This window comes from Sulfurospirillum arsenophilum NBRC 109478 (assembly GCF_000813345.1).
GTDB lineage: Bacteria > Campylobacterota > Campylobacteria > Campylobacterales > Sulfurospirillaceae > Sulfurospirillum > Sulfurospirillum arsenophilum.
On the sequence record NZ_BBQF01000001.1, the window covers coordinates 264,240 to 280,283 of the forward strand.

General features: G+C 40.3%; 15 protein-coding genes. 10 read left to right on the forward strand and 5 right to left on the reverse strand.

Annotation, left to right across the window (positions count from 1 at the left end; translation table 11 throughout):
* Nucleotide 1 precedes the first annotated feature (1 nt).
* Nucleotides 2–991: a bifunctional diaminohydroxyphosphoribosylaminopyrimidine deaminase/5-amino-6-(5-phosphoribosylamino)uracil reductase RibD gene (gene ribD, locus SAR02S_RS01360; protein ID WP_232293968.1), complete on the forward strand. Its 990-nt coding sequence runs from the start codon at nucleotides 2–4 to the stop codon at nucleotides 989–991.
* Nucleotides 981–1,727, forward strand: a complete 747-nt coding sequence (locus SAR02S_RS01365; RefSeq protein WP_041956200.1) for a sulfite exporter TauE/SafE family protein — start codon at nucleotides 981–983, stop codon at nucleotides 1,725–1,727. The genes ribD and SAR02S_RS01365 overlap by 11 nt, the downstream gene beginning before the upstream one ends.
* Here SAR02S_RS01365 and SAR02S_RS01370 read toward each other — a convergent pair.
* Both SAR02S_RS01370 and SAR02S_RS13135 read right to left on the reverse strand, forming a co-directional pair.
* The gene (locus SAR02S_RS01370) at nucleotides 1,718–2,032 is read right to left on the reverse strand and encodes a DUF309 domain-containing protein (RefSeq protein WP_041956203.1); all 315 of its coding nucleotides are present in this window, start codon (nucleotides 2,030–2,032) and stop codon (nucleotides 1,718–1,720) included. The genes SAR02S_RS01365 and SAR02S_RS01370 overlap by 10 nt on opposite strands.
* Nucleotides 2,019–4,541 (reverse strand): EAL domain-containing protein, encoded by a 2,523-nt coding sequence (locus SAR02S_RS13135; RefSeq protein ID WP_052433493.1) that lies wholly within the window; start codon nucleotides 4,539–4,541, stop codon nucleotides 2,019–2,021. The genes SAR02S_RS01370 and SAR02S_RS13135 overlap by 14 nt, the downstream gene beginning before the upstream one ends.
* A gap of 188 nt (nucleotides 4,542–4,729) precedes the next feature.
* Here SAR02S_RS13135 and SAR02S_RS01380 point away from each other — a divergent pair, with 188 nt between their 5' ends.
* Complete coding sequence (locus SAR02S_RS01380; protein ID WP_025343528.1) at nucleotides 4,730–4,945, forward strand: cold-shock protein; 216 nt, start codon at nucleotides 4,730–4,732, stop codon at nucleotides 4,943–4,945.
* Nucleotides 4,946–4,948: 3 nt separating this feature from the next.
* On the opposite strand, the gene SAR02S_RS01385 is transcribed toward SAR02S_RS01380, so the two are convergent.
* From SAR02S_RS01385 to SAR02S_RS01395, 3 genes are read right to left on the reverse strand one after another with little or no spacing between them, the layout of a single operon-like run.
* Nucleotides 4,949–6,118, reverse strand: a complete 1,170-nt coding sequence (locus tag SAR02S_RS01385; RefSeq protein ID WP_041956207.1) for a sensor histidine kinase — start codon at nucleotides 6,116–6,118, stop codon at nucleotides 4,949–4,951.
* Nucleotides 6,108–6,767, reverse strand: coding sequence for a response regulator transcription factor (locus tag SAR02S_RS01390; RefSeq protein WP_041956208.1), 660 nt, complete (start codon nucleotides 6,765–6,767; stop codon nucleotides 6,108–6,110). The genes SAR02S_RS01385 and SAR02S_RS01390 overlap by 11 nt, the downstream gene beginning before the upstream one ends.
* Nucleotides 6,764–7,591, reverse strand: a complete 828-nt coding sequence (locus SAR02S_RS01395) for a cache domain-containing protein (RefSeq protein ID WP_369384934.1) — start codon at nucleotides 7,589–7,591, stop codon at nucleotides 6,764–6,766. Before SAR02S_RS01395 ends, SAR02S_RS01390 begins: the two co-directional genes overlap by 4 nt.
* A 241-nt stretch (nucleotides 7,592–7,832) precedes the next feature.
* On the opposite strand from SAR02S_RS01395, the gene SAR02S_RS01400 reads away from it, so the two are divergent.
* The 7 genes from SAR02S_RS01400 (at nucleotide 7,833) to nrfD (ending at nucleotide 15,923) form a co-directional block, all read left to right on the forward strand.
* Nucleotides 7,833–8,828, forward strand: coding sequence for a c-type cytochrome (locus SAR02S_RS01400; protein WP_041956212.1), 996 nt, complete (start codon nucleotides 7,833–7,835; stop codon nucleotides 8,826–8,828).
* Nucleotides 8,829–8,905: 77 nt separating this feature from the next.
* The gene (locus SAR02S_RS01405; RefSeq protein WP_041956214.1) at nucleotides 8,906–9,934 is read left to right on the forward strand and encodes a YeiH family protein; all 1,029 of its coding nucleotides are present in this window, start codon (nucleotides 8,906–8,908) and stop codon (nucleotides 9,932–9,934) included.
* A gap of 56 nt (nucleotides 9,935–9,990) precedes the next feature.
* Nucleotides 9,991–10,338: a nitrous oxide-stimulated promoter family protein gene (locus SAR02S_RS01410; RefSeq protein WP_041956216.1), complete on the forward strand. Its 348-nt coding sequence runs from the start codon at nucleotides 9,991–9,993 to the stop codon at nucleotides 10,336–10,338.
* Nucleotides 10,338–12,008 (forward strand): tRNA modification radical SAM protein MnmL/YtqA, encoded by a 1,671-nt coding sequence (mnmL, locus tag SAR02S_RS01415; RefSeq protein ID WP_041956218.1) that lies wholly within the window; start codon nucleotides 10,338–10,340, stop codon nucleotides 12,006–12,008. Before SAR02S_RS01410 ends, mnmL begins: the two co-directional genes overlap by 1 nt.
* An 85-nt stretch (nucleotides 12,009–12,093) precedes the next feature.
* Nucleotides 12,094–14,385 carry a thiosulfate reductase PhsA gene (gene phsA, locus SAR02S_RS01420; protein WP_041956219.1) on the forward strand — a complete coding sequence of 764 codons (2,292 nt, stop codon included), beginning with the start codon at nucleotides 12,094–12,096 and terminating at the stop codon, nucleotides 14,383–14,385.
* A 15-nt stretch (nucleotides 14,386–14,400) separates the two neighbouring features.
* A complete protein-coding gene (locus SAR02S_RS01425; protein WP_041956222.1) occupies nucleotides 14,401–14,973 on the forward strand; it encodes a 4Fe-4S dicluster domain-containing protein in 573 nt (190 codons plus the stop codon).
* Nucleotides 14,970–15,923 (forward strand): NrfD/PsrC family molybdoenzyme membrane anchor subunit, encoded by a 954-nt coding sequence (gene nrfD, locus SAR02S_RS01430; RefSeq protein WP_041956224.1) that lies wholly within the window; start codon nucleotides 14,970–14,972, stop codon nucleotides 15,921–15,923. Before SAR02S_RS01425 ends, nrfD begins: the two co-directional genes overlap by 4 nt.
* The last annotated feature ends 121 nt before the right edge of the window (nucleotides 15,924–16,044 follow it).

The window sequence follows — 16,044 nt, forward strand, 5'->3', positions numbered from 1 at the left end:
AATGCAAAAAGCACTTGATGCCGCTTGGGCGCATCAAGTGTTAACCTTTCCAAATCCTGCTGTAGGTGCGGTAGTCAGCAATGATCAAGGCAATATTTTAGGTGTTGGCGCACACCGAAAAGCAGGAACTGCTCATGCTGAAGTCCTTGCACTTAAAGCTGCATATGAAACACTCACTGAAGATACACGCATCCGTAACATTGAAGATGCAACCGCGTTACACACTTTTTTAAAAGAACATCACAATCATATTTTTCATAATCTCACGTTACATGTAACACTCGAGCCATGTCACCACTTTGGTAAAACGCCTCCTTGCTCATCACTCATTGATGCTTTAGGATTGAAGCGCGTGGTGATTGGCTCTTTCGATGAGAGTTCGCAAGCCAAAGGTGGTGGAGCTTTTTTGCGAGAAAGAGGTGTTGAGGTTGCATTTGGATGTCTGAAAGAGGCGTGTGATTTGCTGTTGACTCCTTTTACATGTAAAGAAAAAAAGCGACCTTTTGTCTTTTTCAAACTGGCAGTAAGTAGCAATGGTGTGGCAACGGGAGGGATTATAACTTCTTCGGATTCCCGTGCAATGGTACATCGTCTTCGCGATCGTTGTGATCTTTTGGTCATTGGTGGCAATACCGTACGAATAGATCGCCCCATTCTTGATGCACGATTGTGTAATGGCAAAGCCCCTGATGTGTTGATTTTTTCCAAACAAAATGATTTTGACCGAACAATTCCTCTTTTTGGGATTGTAGATCGTAACGTTTTTATTGAAGAGACAATGCAAAAAGTAAATGAGTATTCTATGGTGATGGTTGAAGGCGGACAAGGACTTCTTGATGCACTCTCAAGCGAGATTGAATGGTATTTGATTTTTGAATCGCCTCATGAAAAAGAGGGTAAAGCGATTATTTTACCAGCAGGACTGCAAAAGATTTTTTCTCAAAAAGTGGGTGAAGATACCATGAGCTGGTATTATAAACATGTTCGGTGAATTTTTTCTCTTTGAAGTCTTGATTGTTTTAGTTGCAGGATTTTTCCATGGTATTGTTGGATTTGGCTTTCCCATGATCGCAACACCGCTCTTTGTCCTTTTTTTAGATCTTAAACTGGCTGTTCTATACACACTATTTCCCACGCTTGTTACGAACATCATCAGCCTCAAAAAAGAAAACTCGTTTGGCGATATTTGGAAAGAGTTTTGGCCGCTCATTGTTTCAGTGATGGTAGGTAGCATCATTGGAACACATTTGCTCGTGGTCTATTACAATCATTATTATAAATTGATTGTAGCTGGCGTGATGCTTTTATACCTTAACAAAGAGAGATTGCGTTTTTCATTAACCCACGCTGTAGCTAAGCAAAAAAAAAGTGTTACCGTTATCATGGGTCTTATCAGTGGATTGGTTGGTGGTATGGCAAACATTATGTCACCAGTACTGATCATGCTGATTTTAGAGCTAAAGCTTGATAAAAAGCATGCGATTGGGGTTATGAGTTTTTGTTTTATTGCTAACAAAACGTTACAAATTCTGATCTTTGGGTATCACGGAAGTTTTACTGTAGAAAATAGTACATTGATTACGCTATTTGTGGCGATTTCTCTCATAGGTTTTTGGATCGGCAATAAAATTCATGAGCGAATTGATGAGAAACTTTATACGATGATTTTAAATCGTCTGCTTTGGGTGATTTCGTTTTATCTGATCTTCTCAACCTTTTACATGTAAAGTACGTATTTGCGTAGCAAAAGCGTTTGTGCTTCTTTGTACTTCGCTGTGTGGGAAGATGGTGTACACTCTATCAATGGAGCATATTTTTCATAGGTTTGCCATACACGTGCTGCTCCTTCTCTTTTTCCCTTACATGCCAATGCTAAAGCAGTGGATGCATTAATAAGACCTTTAAGGATTTTTGCTTCATCACTCTGTTCAGGAAGTTTTTTGAGGCGATGCCAATCTTCTTCTAGAACCTCATGACCTTCGACAAATTCATTGTTTTCAACAACTTTTAAAAACTGTTCAATTGCTAGCATGGGAACTCTTTATTTTAGGTTTAGGGGAAGGCTCATGCAAGTAGAAACCTTGTGCATAATCGATGCCAAGTTCTTGCACTTTTTCTAAAATTTCTTTTTTGTGAACAAATTCAGCAACAACTAAAATACCCAGATTTTTCGCAAAATGGGTAATGGTTTTAACGGTTGCATATGCATTGACATCGGTATCGAGATGCTTAATGAGCGAGCCATCTATCTTAATGAAGTCAACCTTTAAACGTAAAAGGTACTCAAAATTAGAGTAGCCTGTTCCAAAATCATCAATAGCCAGCAGACAACCATGCGCCCTTGCTTTTTGGATAAAGGTTTGCACATCCACTGAATCTTCAATACCTTCGGATTCTACGAGCTCTAAAGTGATGCGCCCTTTAAGTGTAGGGGACTGTTCCAGTAGATTCATAAGATAGGCTGTTGTTTCTTGATTTAAAATATCTTCTTTCGTAATATTGATTGAAATGTCACAATGAAGTTCTACAGCTGCTCGAAAACCTTCTTGAAGTACAAAGCGTGTAAGTTGGTCGTACAGATGCATGCGTTTAGCAAGGTCAATAAAATGAAAGGGAGAGATAATATGCCCATCGGTGTCGATCAAGCGAATTAAGACTTCATATTTTTTACGCTCTTCACCTTTTACATGTAAAGGAACAATCTCTTGTAAGAAAATGGTAAAACGGTTCTCTTTAAGAGCATTACGTATGGTTTCATTCCATTGAATATCTTTTTGAAGGCGTTCTTCAAAGCCTTTGTCATCGTCATAAATAACAAAAGCTTTATGCGCAATGCGCGCCTCTTTCATCGCAATTTCAGCACGATTGTAAAGATACTCTCTACCATTGGCAATACCAAAACGAAGAGAGAGCGGGTAGAATGCTTGTTGGATAAAGAGTCCTTCATGGCTTAAGACAGCAAGGAGATGTTGACATTCATCGTTGAAGGCTTGATCGGGAAGTGACGAGTCGCAAAAGAGGGCAAATTCATCACTTTGAAGGTGAAAGAGTTGCCAAGATTTTGACATAAGCTGTTTGATTTTGATGGCGAGATGGCGTAAGTAAAGATCGCCAAAGGCTTGCCCATGCAGCGTATTGATATCACGAAAACCACAAATATTTAAGATAGCCAGATGCGGCATAGTAGCATGTTCAATAACTTCAAAGAGTACCTTACGGCTTGGCAGTTCGATGAGTTTCTCTTTACGAAGGTGTTCGACTTGCTCAAAAAGCTCACTGACATCGTAGCGGATCGCAATATACTCTTGAATGTTTCCTTGTTCATCCAAAAGAGGCATAATAACCGATTTAACATAGTAACTGCTACCATCTTTACGTCTGTTTTTAACGACACCTTTCCATGTCTTTCCCTCTTTAAGGGTTACCCACATCTCTTTGAAAAAGCTTTGGAGGTTGTCAGGATGGCGAACGATATTATGTGGTTTTCCAACAAGTTCTTCTCTGGAATATCCCGAAATAGCAACAAATTGATCATTGGCATAGGTAATAATGCCTTTAGTATCTGTTTTCGAGACAATTGTATTTTCGTCAATGGCTTCTTTATAGTGCTCCAAAAGCTGTGTTTGTTTTTCATGTTCACAAATAAGATGCGCAATTTCTCCCAATTCATGCTCTTGACGTGAAAGCCCTACAATATAGCCTAATTGATGGGTTTTAAGTGCCATTGAAATACGCTTGATGGGGGTAAAAATAACAGTGTGCGTAAGTGCGTAAAAAAGCACAATGACACACAGGATAATGATAATGCCTGCAAAGGCAATAGAGTTTTGTAACTCTGTGATAAAAAGAAGAACTGAAGGCGTATGATAAAAATCAATGTAACCAATCACATCATCTGAGAGAGAGGAGAGTGGAAGATGGAAATGTTCTCCTAAAGAGGGATGATCTGTATTTCGAGAAAGAGAGGAATGACCAAGTGTAATCTGTTCCATTTTTTCCAAGAAAGCATCGTCAAAAATACGTCCTAAAACTAAAAATCCTTTCGTTTCGCCCGTGCGCTCTAAATCTGCTGAGTACTGAATAGGTGCTAGAAAAAATTGAATAAATTTTCCATTTTCAAAGTAGAAAAATTCTTTGAAGGAAGAAGAATGAGGGACAAATGTTGATAAATCAAGATTTATGCTATCGGCTTCTTTGTTTTTATGGCTATAAACTTGCTTTTTTGAAGTATCAAATACAAAAATATAAGAAAGATGAAATGTTGGAATCATTGGTTCTAAATTATCTTTGCTCCAGCTCAAATCTTGCTTGTGTACAAAGTCTACCATTTCATCCCAGCGAGAGTAGTCATGGGTTATTTGTCGTATGGCGGTACTTTCAAGATTTAAGACCGCTTTGTAGCGTTCAAATACACTAATTTGCTCTTGTTTTATTTGATACTGCTCTTGCGTTTTTTTACTAAACCATACACTCGCCGTTAGAATGAGTGCCAAGGAAAGAATGAGTGCGCTGTAAAGTGCGTATGTTTTTGCTATTTTCATGCATTCAGTATAGTTAAAAGCGATTTAAATTTGCTTTATTTTAAAAAATAAGATACACTATTTTCCTAGAAAGATGAGGTTCGAGTTCATCTTTGGTAGTTTTTTGATACGTGACCTTTAGTTAGCATCCTAAAATACTCCAAAAATACTCAATTTTCTACTTTTCGATCTTATAACAGGAGCATACGATGGCTTTATTAGAGGGAACCGTTAAATGGTTTAACAATGAAAAAGGTTTTGGTTTTATCCAACCAAATGATGGCGGAAAAGATGTATTCGTACACTTTCGTCAAGTAAACAGATCAGGTTATGGTCGTGTATCTTTGGCAGAAGGCCAAAAAGTTACTTATGAACTAGGCGAAGGTCCAAAAGGCCCACAAGCTGAGAACGTAACAGCACTATAATTTTTAGGAGGAGATTTTCTCCTCCTTTTCTTCTTTTTTAAACCAATAGTTAAATTCACTTCCTTTTTTCTCTTCAGACCTTACTTCAACCACAATACCATACTTATCACAAATACTTTTAACAATACTAAGACCTATTCCAAAACCACCTTTATAGATATCCCCTCTGTAGTGACGCTCAAAAATTTTATCGACCTCTTTAATTCCCACTCCTTGATCTTTAACACCAAAACAGAGTCCAGTCTCTTTTTCACTTAAATGCACTTCAATTGTGGTTTGAGGTGGAGAATACTTAATTGCATTGGTGAGATTGTTGTCAATAATACGCTGAAGCTCAATGCGGTTGATGCGAACAGAGTGTTCAGGCTCAATGTCTGAAAGGATGGTAATCTCCTTCGAAGAGCTAAGTGCTTCAAAATAAGCAATTCGATCTTCCAAAAATGTAGAAAAATCGAGTACTTCGACCGTGTATGTAATGGTTTTGTTTTTGATGAGGTATTCTAAATCATCATAGAGTGTTGAAAGTGTTGAGAGCGCTGCAAGGGTGCGACTGAGGCGTTTATCTTTGTATTTCTTTACTAACCCTTCAATGTTGAGTTGCATAATGCCCAGAGGCGTTTTAAGCTCATGCATGACATCGGTAAAAAAAAGGTTCATACGCGTGGAAGTCTCGATGTAAGGTTTGAGTAACAGTTTTAACAGTAGATATGAAAAGATCAGCATACCTATCAAAACGACGCCGATGATAACCAAAATATCGAAAATAACTTGGGAATGTGAAATCTCTTTTTGGACAACTAAAAACTTTACATGTAAAGCATTGGATGGCAGAGGGTATTTATAAAAAAGAGAAGTATCATTTTTGACAAATTCATCGCTGAACGTGGGAATGGGTTCTTCAATCAGGGAAAAAACAATGTGATTGTTCGCGTCTAAGAGGGCACTTTTAAAAATGATGGAGCGAGGAAATAAAAAGGTTTTTTGAAGTGGTGAAATTCCTTGAATTGCTGTTTCGATCTCTTTCGCATACGATCTTATCTGCACCTCTTGGTTCACTTGGCTAAGGCGCAATGAGACAGAGAGATAGTTGAGAATGGGAAATGAGACGAGTAAAAGGGTTAAGAGCGTGAGAATGATGGCGAAAATAAACGCATTTTTAGTCTCACTTTTCAATTTTGTATCCTATCCCTTTGGCGGTGATGATAAACTCTTTATCGGTCTTATCACGCAACTTTTTAATGAGCATGCGTATGTCGTTATCCCCAACCTCTTTGTCTTCCCAAACGTACTCATGGATAAGTTCCGTGGAGATAAAATTACCTCTATTTTTGACCAGTACAAAAAGCAGTTTGCGCTCAAAATTGCTTAGATTGACCTGCATGTTTTCAAACCAAAGGCTTTGGTCATCACTATGGTACGAAAATCCGCATGAGAGGGGAATAACATCTAGCGTTGAGTGCAAATGGTAACTTTTGAGTGTCTGCGAGACACGGTATTGAAGCTCTTTAAGCGAAAAAGGTTTACGTAAATAGTCGTTGCATCCTAACTCATACCCTAAGGAGAGATTGTTAATGTCTGTCAGTGAGGTAATAAAAATAATGGGAAGATCCAACTTAGCTTTGCGAATCTCTTTGAGGATTTCATAACCATCCATATGGGGTACACGAATGTCCAAAAGAGCCAGATGGTAGTGTTTTTCAAAAAGTGCATCCAGGGCTTGGAGTCCATCATCAAAGGCATCGACTTCGTAGCCCATCTCTTCAAGAGATTCTTTGATACTCTCATTATAAGTATAGTCATCTTCAAGGAGTAAAATCTTCATCGAATGAGTACCTCGCGTGTCGTGGAGCTTTCTCTTGCAGGCTCTAGCGTTTTTACATGTAAAGGTGCTGCGCGAGGAGCCAATGAAGCTCGAAGGAGCAAAGACTCTTTAAGCAATGACTCGCCAAACCAAATACCAATGTACCCAACCTGTTTTGCTTCAATATCAAAAAGTGGTGTAAAGCCAAAAAGAGCCCCATTGGAGCGTGCAAAGCCTTGTTGCATGATCGGTGTCGAGACAATCGAGATAAACGAATTAACACACCCTGTAGGACAACTGTTGCTTACGATGACGTAACCATCAACTTGTTCTAACTCTTTCATCCATTCCCCAATTTCCAATAACGCTTTGTCCATTAAAATAACAAAATTGATTTTCTTGGCGCTGAGTTTTTGTGCTACTTCATCAAAACTGATGATAATCTCTAAAGAGCCAATAAACTCATTTTTGTCAAAAATAGGGCAGAGCGCTTTGATGTTGAGGCGTTTTCCAAGCTCTATCGCGACTAAAGGTGTTTTGGTTTGCTGAAGAAGCGTAATGCCTTTGCGAAATGTGGAGAGATCGTCGCCGAAATCATCAAAATCCCAACTGCGAACGTATGCCTTAGCATCTTTGGTGTGAAGTTGGACTTCAAGGTTTTCGATTTGAAGATACTGTTTGATTTTAGGAATTTCACTTTGAAGGGTTGTGTAGAGCTGCTTTCGGTCATTTTTGAGGTAACCCTCTTTGAGGGCTTCATTTTGAGAAAGCATCAAAGCAATGCTAAGAGCCAGTTGTTTTTCATGGGAAATAAGCTCTTGGGTGAGTCCTAACACGCTCTCCACGCTATTTTTGGCATCTTCAATATAAAGGTTGTGATTAGCGCGATAAATCAAAAAGCTCAGAGTGAGTATCGCAATACCAAAGAGTCCAATAAAAAAAGCAAACGCGCGAAAATTTTTGATGAGAACTCCTTTGTGTGAGGAAACATTGGAAAATTATACCTTAAAAGTAAAAAGGAAAAATTGACGATAAATTGACGTAAAGAGCGTATGATGTTGTTAAGAATCATTTTAAGGAGGCATTATGAAGAGAGTTTCAATAGTACGATTTTTGCTCATCGTATCCTGTGCAAGCGGGCTTTTTGCATTGGATACAGCAGAACTCAGCAAGCGTTCAGACAAAGGCTTTAAACCCGTTGTGGTGAAGGATTGGAAAGCACCCGATGAGAGTACTATTCCTAAAAACCTTTTTGGCGATACGGTGCGTTATGGTAAAGCACTTGTCAATGAAACCTATAAATACATTGGCCCTGAAGTGGCTGACCCTAAAATGCGTTATGCGGGTAATAATCTTGCCTGTTCATCATGCCACCAAGATGCAGGTACTAAAAAATGGTCGGGTCCTTTTATGGGAACATTCCCTAACTTTCCACAATACCGTAATCGTGATGAGAGTATCGGGAGCATTGAAGGACGTGTGAACGGTTGTATGGAACGCAGTATGAACGGTCGTTCTTTACCCGAGGATGGCAAAGAAATGCGAGCTATTGTCACTTATATGTACTGGTTAGCGCAAGGTATTCCTGTTGGAGCCAAAGTGGAAGGGGCTGAGTTTCCTCAAGTCAATCGTAAAATGATTATGACGCAAGCCGCTGATCCGATCAAAGGTGAGAAGGTTTACAAAGAGTTCTGTGCTTCATGTCATGGTGAAAATGGCGAAGGTGTCAAACGTGAAGGCAAAGCCAATGGTTACGAGTTCCCGCCACTGTGGGGAAAAGACAGCTACAACACGGGAGCTGGTATGTACAGAGTTATTCGTGCAGCTGACTGGGTCGTTGCCAATATGCCTTTAGGTGCAGACAATAAAAATCGTATTTTAACCGATGAACAAGCCTATAATGTCGCAGCGTATATCAATAACTACGATAAACCACGTGATGTGAAAGCCAATCGTGAAAAAGATTTCCCTGATCTTAGTATGAAAGTGCCTGATAGCGACATTGGACCGTACGATGATGGTAAAAACCGTCACCAACATAAATTTGGTCCTTATCAAGGTATTATTATTCCTGCAAAATAGTTTTACATGTAAAGTGGCAAACCCCGATTTTGCCACTTTTTTACGGTACGATTTAAAAAAAATAGAGGTAGCATTTAGTGGCATTTAGTAAAACAAACCGTTCTCATACACTCAAAGGTCTTTTCATTGTAGCCTTATTTGCGTATGGTGCATACTTTCTTTCGGAGCTTTCATTTTTCAAACATCTTGCTATCTCTCCCTTGGTTATTGGCATTGCATTGGGGATGGTTTATGCCAATACGTTTCGTGCAACGTTTCCTAAAGAGTGGGAAGGTGGCATTTTATTTTCTGCGAAAACATTGCTTCGCCTAGGCATCGTGCTTTATGGATTTCGCATTACATTTATGCAGATTCAAAGTGTGGGACTTTCAGGTTTTGTATCGAGTCTGATGATTGTTGTTTTAACCTTTTTGATAGGGTATGCCATTGGGGTGAAAGTGTTGAAGCTTGATCCTGAAATTGCATTGCTTACGAGTGCGGGAAGTGCTATTTGTGGCGCGGCTGCGGTTTTAGCAACCGAGGGCGTGCTTAAAAATGAGTCGTATAAAAGTGCGGTAGCGGTGGGAACCGTCGTACTTTTTGGCACGCTTTCCATGTTTTTATACCCCATTGTTTATCAACTTGGCTGGATTCCGCTTGGACTTGGGGATGAAGGACTTTATGTCGGTGCAACGCTTCATGAAGTGGCGCAAGTCGTGGGTGCGGGAAGTGCTATAAGTGAGGAAGTAGCAAATAATGCGGTGATTGTTAAAATGATCCGTGTGATGTTGTTAGTGCCTTTTTTAGTGATTTTAGGCTATATCGTTACACGTTTTAAAAGTGGTAATGCGCATGAAAAACAGATGGTTATTCCATGGTTTGCGATCTTTTTTATTGGTGTTGCAGGTTTTAATTCGTTCCATTTTTTACCTTCTTCTGCGATTGATGGCATTAATATTGTTGATACTTTCATTCTTACAATGGCAATGACCGCACTGGGGATGGAGACTTCCTTCTCCAAATTTAAAGGTGTGGGCGGTAAAGCGATGCTCTTAGCACTCATTTTATTTGTTTGGTTAATCGTGGGTGGTTTTTTCATTGTGAAAGGATGTAGCTTTTACATGTAAAGGCACATTGTTTAAAAAAATTCTCTATAATAGAGGAAATTTTTTAAAGAGTTTACATGAACAAAGAAAAACTGATCTCCGATACCCAAACCTTGCACCGTTTCATTCAGCTTCATTGCGATAAAAAGCATCAGGATGTTCCTAAAAAAAAGGGAACTTTAGAGGTAAGCTTTCAGGAGGAGTCGTTATGCTCACTTCCTTACCATGTGTGTGAAGAGTGTGAGACACTTTTTCTTTATGCGTATGGTAAGCTAAAAAATTGTCCGCATGAGGATAAACCCAGTTGTCGTAAGTGTCCAAATCCTTGTTATGAAAAGTCAATGTGGAAAAAAATGGCACATGTGATGATGTTCAGCGGCATGCATTTTGGACTGACTAAAATACGTAAACTCTTCTTTAAATAATGCTCCCATACCTTAGCCACAAAGCCTACATGCAAAGCAGGTATGGCGAAGCACTTTTTAGCATTCCCGTCAATCTTGAATTTGGCTGTCCAAATCGTGACAAAGATGGCAGTGGAGGCTGCTCTTTTTGCCCCGAACACGGAGCCAGGGCTGCTCAAATAGCGGATGCGAAAAGCGTGGAAGAGCAGATTCAAAAAGGGATCGACTTTGCAAAAAGGCGTTATAAAGCCAAACGGTTTGCACTTTACATTCAAGCCTACACGGGAACGTTTGCATCGTTAGTCAAGCAAAAAGAGGCTTATGCGAAACTTCTGAGTCTTTATCCTTTTGATGCACTTCATATAGGCACCAGACCTGATTGCTTGAGTGAATCAACACTGGAATATTTGGCAGAATTAAGCCAAAAAATCGATGTTGTGGTAGAACTAGGTGTACAAAGTCTGCACGATGCGAGTTTACAGCACATGAACCGAGGGCATAATGCGGCATGTTCTTTAGAGGCGATTGAGCGTTTACATGGTAAAGGTTTGAAAGTGTACGGGCATCTCATCATCGGGTTGCCCCATGAAACACCTGATATGTGGAAACAAAGTGTGCAAGGCTTGGTGGATGCAGGCATTGATGGCATCAAATTTCACAACTTACATATCATCGAAAAGACGGATTTAGCACGTGAATATGAGGCAAACCCCTTTGCGCTTTTAAGCGAGTATGAATACGCTGAAGCGTTGATAGAACTGTTGCGTTATGTGCCCTCTCGTATTCCTATTTTACGTCTTGCTACCGACACTCCTGAACGTGAATTGATCGCTCCAAAATGGCACATGGCCAAAGGGCAGTTTGGGGAGTATGTGACACAAACCATGTGCTATCGAGGCATCACACAAGGGGATCAAGTAGAAGAACACCTGCTCATGCCATCAAAAATTTTGAAAACGTTCTTACTCGAAGATGGAAGTGTTAGTGCATGGAGTGAAACGTACCGTGACTATTACCACCCAAAAGCAGGAGCGTACCGCCAAGCCCAAGAGCAATTCATCGAAAAATCAGATCTCAGAGCACGTCTTGAAAAAAGCGATGTCTCTGTTTTGGAGATCGGGTTTGGGATGGGATACAATACGTTTTGCGCGGTTTCGTTAGCCCAAAAACTCGCTAAAAACAGGTTACATGTAAAGGCGATTGACCAAGATCGTATGCTTTTAAAAAGTGCTTCGGCAGTCGTTCCCAATGCTTTACATGTAAAGCTGTTGGAGACTCTTTTTACATGTAAACGATACGAAGATACTTTTGCCAAAGTAGAGTTTCTAAACGCCGAAGCACGCTACGCAATCACTCTTTTGCACGAACAGTTTGATGTGATTTTCTTAGACCCGTTTATCGAGAGTAACAACGCTTCGTTGGTGAGCTTTGAGTTTTTTCAACACTTACGAAAACTCTTAAAACCAGATGGCATTTTGGTTGCTTCGACTGCTTTACATGTAAGCCAAATAGGGCTTAGTTTAGCGGGGTTTGAAGTGCATGTCTCGAATGATGAAAACAGCGATATTAAGGGTGTCACCGCAATACTTTCTTCGTCACCCTCTTTACATGTAAAAATGCCTTACCAAGATCCTTATGGAATCTACAGCGATAAACAAATCGAAACACTGCACCAAAAATCGTCTATTTAAATCTAAAATAAACTTCATAATTTACATAAAATTTACATAGGAGGACTAAGATAGTCATACTTAAATCTTAGATAAAGGATAAAAGATGACTCAAATGCTTAGCCGAAGAAGTTTTCTAAAGCTCTCTTCTACCGCCGCAGCAGTTGCAGGACTCTCAAGTATCCCCGGGACTCTGGGGGCACTGGAAGAGAGCCAAAAGCAACTCAAAGGCAATGCCAAATACACACCAAGTATTTGCGAGATGTGTACGAGCGCTTGTACCATTGAAGCAAAAGTGGAAGACGGCAAAGGTGTGTTTATAAAAGGAAATCCAGCCGATAAAAGCAGAGGTGGTAAAATCTGTGCACGTGGAAGTGCTGGGTTCAATCAACTCTATGATCCACAACGTTTAGTAAAACCCATTATGCGTGTGGGTGAGCGAGGTGAAGGAAAGTGGAAAGAGGTCAGTTGGGACGAAGCATACACTTTCATTGCTACCAAGCTTGAAGAGATCAAACAAAAACATGGCGCGCATACCGTAGCGTTTACGGCACGTAGTGGTTGGACTAAAACATGGTTTCACCATCTAGCACAAGCGTATGGCTCCCATAATCTTTTTGGACATGAAGCGACCTGTCCACTCGCGTATGGTATGGCGGGTAAAGATGTGTTTGGTGAAGGGGCTAACCGTGATTTTGCGAAAGCGAAATACATCATCAATATGGGACACAATGTCTTTGAAGGTATTGTTATCTCTTACGCTCGCCAATACATGGAAGCGCTTGCAAATGGTGCAAAACTGGTTACGTTAGAGCCAAGACTCTCTGCAATGGCGGCAAAGTCAACCGAATGGCATGCGATCAAACCGGGGCACGATCTTCCGTTTGTTTTAGCATTTATGCACACACTCATTCATGAAAACCTTTACGATAAAAAGTTCGTTGAAAAATATTGTGAAGGTTTTGAAGAACTTAAAGCGAGTATTGCTGAATATACTCCTGAAAAAATGGCAACCGAATGTGATATACCAGCCGATACCATCAAGCGCTTAGCGCGTGAGTTTGCAAAAGCTGCACCTAAAGCCATTTTTGACTTTGGACATCGTGTTACCTTTACACCACAAGAGTTGGAACTTCGCCGAGCGATGATGATGATTAACGTTCTTGTGGGTGCGGTTGAGAGAGATGGTGGTTATTATCTCTCAAAAGGACCAGATTATTACAACCAATTTATTGGCGAGGGTGATCCTAAAGCCTTTAAACTCAAAAAACCAAAAACGCCTGCGTATCCAAAAGTTGAAGTACCACGTATTGACCGTATTGGTGAGAAAGACAGTGAATTTTTCCTTGCAAGTAAAGGTGAGGGTATTGTCACATTGATTCCTCATGCAACACTTACAGAACTTCCAGGTGTGGGTTATAAACTACACGGATGGTTTATCGCACGTAACAATCCTGTTATGACACAGTCCAATATGGAAAATGTCATTAAAGCGATTAAAGCGATGGATTTGGTGGTGGTTGTGGATATTCAAGTCTCTGATACCGCATGGTTTGCTGACATCGTCCTTCCTGATACCACGTATTTAGAAAGAGATGAAGAGTTTACCGCGAGTGGTGGCAAAAATCCAAGTTACGGTGTCGGTCGCCAAAAAGTGGTTGAACCTATTGGAGACAGTAGAGCACCATGGCGTATTGCTAAAGAGTTAGGTGAAAAAATGGGCTTAGGCGCATTCTTCCCATACAAAGATATCGAAGATTACCGCTTGCAACAAGTGGGTGATAATGTCGATCTCCTTGCCAAACTCAAAGCGACAGGAAGTGCTGGCTTTGGCGTGCCTTTGATGCTTCAAGAGAAAAAAAGTGTCGCTGAGTTTGTCAAAAAATTCCCAAGTGCGGCAAGCAGAGTCAATGAAGAGGGAACGATTGATTTCCCTAAAAAAATTCAGCTCTTTAGTAAAAAGCTTGAAGAGGTCTCTCAAAAAGGAGGTCTTAGCTATACACCTTACAAATACAAAGAATCGGATGAGCTTTACCTCATCAATGGCAAATCAGCCGTTCGCAGTAACGCTCACAATGGAAACAATCTCTGGCTGAACAATCTTTTAGATGATGCTGCGGTTTGGATTCACCCTAAAACGGCTGAACGCCTTGGTATTAACAATGGTGATAAAGTTGAAGTGTATAACAAATACAGCACCCAAAAAGGCAAAGCGCTGGTAAGCAAAGGTGTGAGAGAAGATACTATCTTTGCTTACTTTGGATTTGGTCACATCAGTAAAGAGCTTAAACGAGCTTATGGCAAAGGTGTTAACAGCAATGCACTTTATTCTTCTTTGGTCTCGCCAAACTCAGGTATGAACCTGCATGTTGTTGGCGTCAAAGTCAGAAAAGCGTAAGGGGAGGAGAAAACAATGGCAAAAAAATATGGAATGATCCACGACAATAATTTGTGTATTGGCTGTCAAGCGTGCAATGTTGCGTGTAGATCAGAAAACAAAATACCAGAATCCGTTTATCGTTTACAAGTTTGGGTAAAACCAGAAGAGTACCCTAATGGCACTTTAGGCTATGAGTACCATCGCCAATCGTGTGTCCAGTGTGAAAACACCCCCTGTGTGAGTGTTTGCCCAACCAAAGCTTCTCATGTGAATGAAGAGGGCATTGTGTTGGTCGATGTTGATTTGTGTGTGGGGTGTCTGTACTGTGTTGCAGCGTGTCCTTACCAAGCACGTTATGTACATCCAATTACCAAAGCACCTGATAAATGTACCTTCTGCCATGAATCACGTTTGGCAAGAGGTGAAGAGCCAGCGTGTGTCACAGTGTGCCCAACCGATGCGCTTATTTTTGGTGATCTTAATGATCCAAAAAGCAAGATCAATCAAGCACTCTCTACACGTGTAACGTATCGTCAAAAAGAAAAATTGGGAACAAACCCAAAAATGTTTATCGTACCGAATCATAAAGGAGGGATCAACTCATGAATCCAATATCAGGTTCACTAGCACAATATAATACAGTCGTATGGCATTGGCCAATTGCTGTTTATCTTTTCCTCGCAGGTTTGTCTGCAGGTGCGATTATCTCAGCGATTGTGATCAAATGGATGAAAGGCAATGACGTCTCTCCTTGGGATGGCATTATTAAAGCAGGTGCAATTCTTGCTCCTGTAACGATTGGTGCAGGTCTTATGCTTTTGATTTTCGACCTTACAAGACCGCTTCATTTTTGGAAATTGTTGATTCATTATAATTTTGGTTCCGTCATGACACTGGGTGTTTTAGCACTTTTTGCCTATTTCCCAGTCGTTATTCTCTTTTTCTTAGGGGTCTTTAAAAAAGAGCTTTTTGAAAATGGAGCGTTAAAAATTTTAGCGCCGGTTGCTGAATTTGCACTAACCTATGCCAAAGTAATTGAGGGTGTGACACTGGTTTTAGCAGTCGGTGTTGGAGCGTATACAGGTTTCTTGCTCTCAGCAATGAACAGTTATCCGCTTCTAAATACACCGATTTTACCAGTACTTTTCCTAGCTTCTGGTGTATCTGCAGGTATTTCAGCAAACCTAGTGGTAGGGCTTCTTTTCTTCAAAAGCTCAACGGGGGCGAGCAACGTCAGTTACTTGCACGGATTGGATATTAAAGTGATCTTTGCAGAGCTTTTCTTCCTTTTCATCCTCTTTGTCGGCATGATGTACCAAGGAGGCGTTACAGCGCATGTTGCAAGTGCGGCTATGAGTACAGGTGGCCTTTCTGCTCTTCTTTGGATTGGCGTTATCGGCTTAGGCTTAATGTTACCGATTGGTTTGAATTTTGCACTACCACATGGTGTTAAACACTCACATGGTTTTGTCATTTTCAACGCACTGATTGTTTTAGTAGGCGTGTTAGCACTTCGTTATTATATTCTCTATGCGGGTCAGACATTCGTCGGCTAAACCTTCGTTATAAAAGCTCCCTCTTTTGAGGGAGCGCCTTCTTTTTTTGTTACAATATGTAAAATATGAATATTGTGATAAGATAATCATCTTATAAAAATTAGTACTATTAGGTAAATAT

Coding starts and splice junctions, on each gene's coding strand:
- SAR02S_RS01380 (WP_025343528.1), top strand. CDS start 4,730: ATGGCTTTATTAGAGGGAACCGTTAAATGGTTTAACAATGAAAAAGGT.
- ribD (WP_232293968.1), top strand. CDS start 2: ATGCAAAAAGCACTTGATGCCGCTTGGGCGCATCAAGTGTTAACCTTT.
- nrfD (WP_041956224.1), top strand. CDS start 14,970: ATGAATCCAATATCAGGTTCACTAGCACAATATAATACAGTCGTATGG.
- SAR02S_RS13135 (WP_052433493.1), bottom strand. CDS start 4,541: ATGAAAATAGCAAAAACATACGCACTTTACAGCGCACTCATTCTTTCC.
- SAR02S_RS01370 (WP_041956203.1), bottom strand. CDS start 2,032: ATGCTAGCAATTGAACAGTTTTTAAAAGTTGTTGAAAACAATGAATTT.
- mnmL (WP_041956218.1), top strand. CDS start 10,338: ATGCTCCCATACCTTAGCCACAAAGCCTACATGCAAAGCAGGTATGGC.
- SAR02S_RS01365 (WP_041956200.1), top strand. CDS start 981: ATGTTCGGTGAATTTTTTCTCTTTGAAGTCTTGATTGTTTTAGTTGCA.
- SAR02S_RS01400 (WP_041956212.1), top strand. CDS start 7,833: ATGAAGAGAGTTTCAATAGTACGATTTTTGCTCATCGTATCCTGTGCA.
- SAR02S_RS01425 (WP_041956222.1), top strand. CDS start 14,401: ATGGCAAAAAAATATGGAATGATCCACGACAATAATTTGTGTATTGGC.
- SAR02S_RS01410 (WP_041956216.1), top strand. CDS start 9,991: ATGAACAAAGAAAAACTGATCTCCGATACCCAAACCTTGCACCGTTTC.
- SAR02S_RS01390 (WP_041956208.1), bottom strand. CDS start 6,767: ATGAAGATTTTACTCCTTGAAGATGACTATACTTATAATGAGAGTATC.
- phsA (WP_041956219.1), top strand. CDS start 12,094: ATGACTCAAATGCTTAGCCGAAGAAGTTTTCTAAAGCTCTCTTCTACC.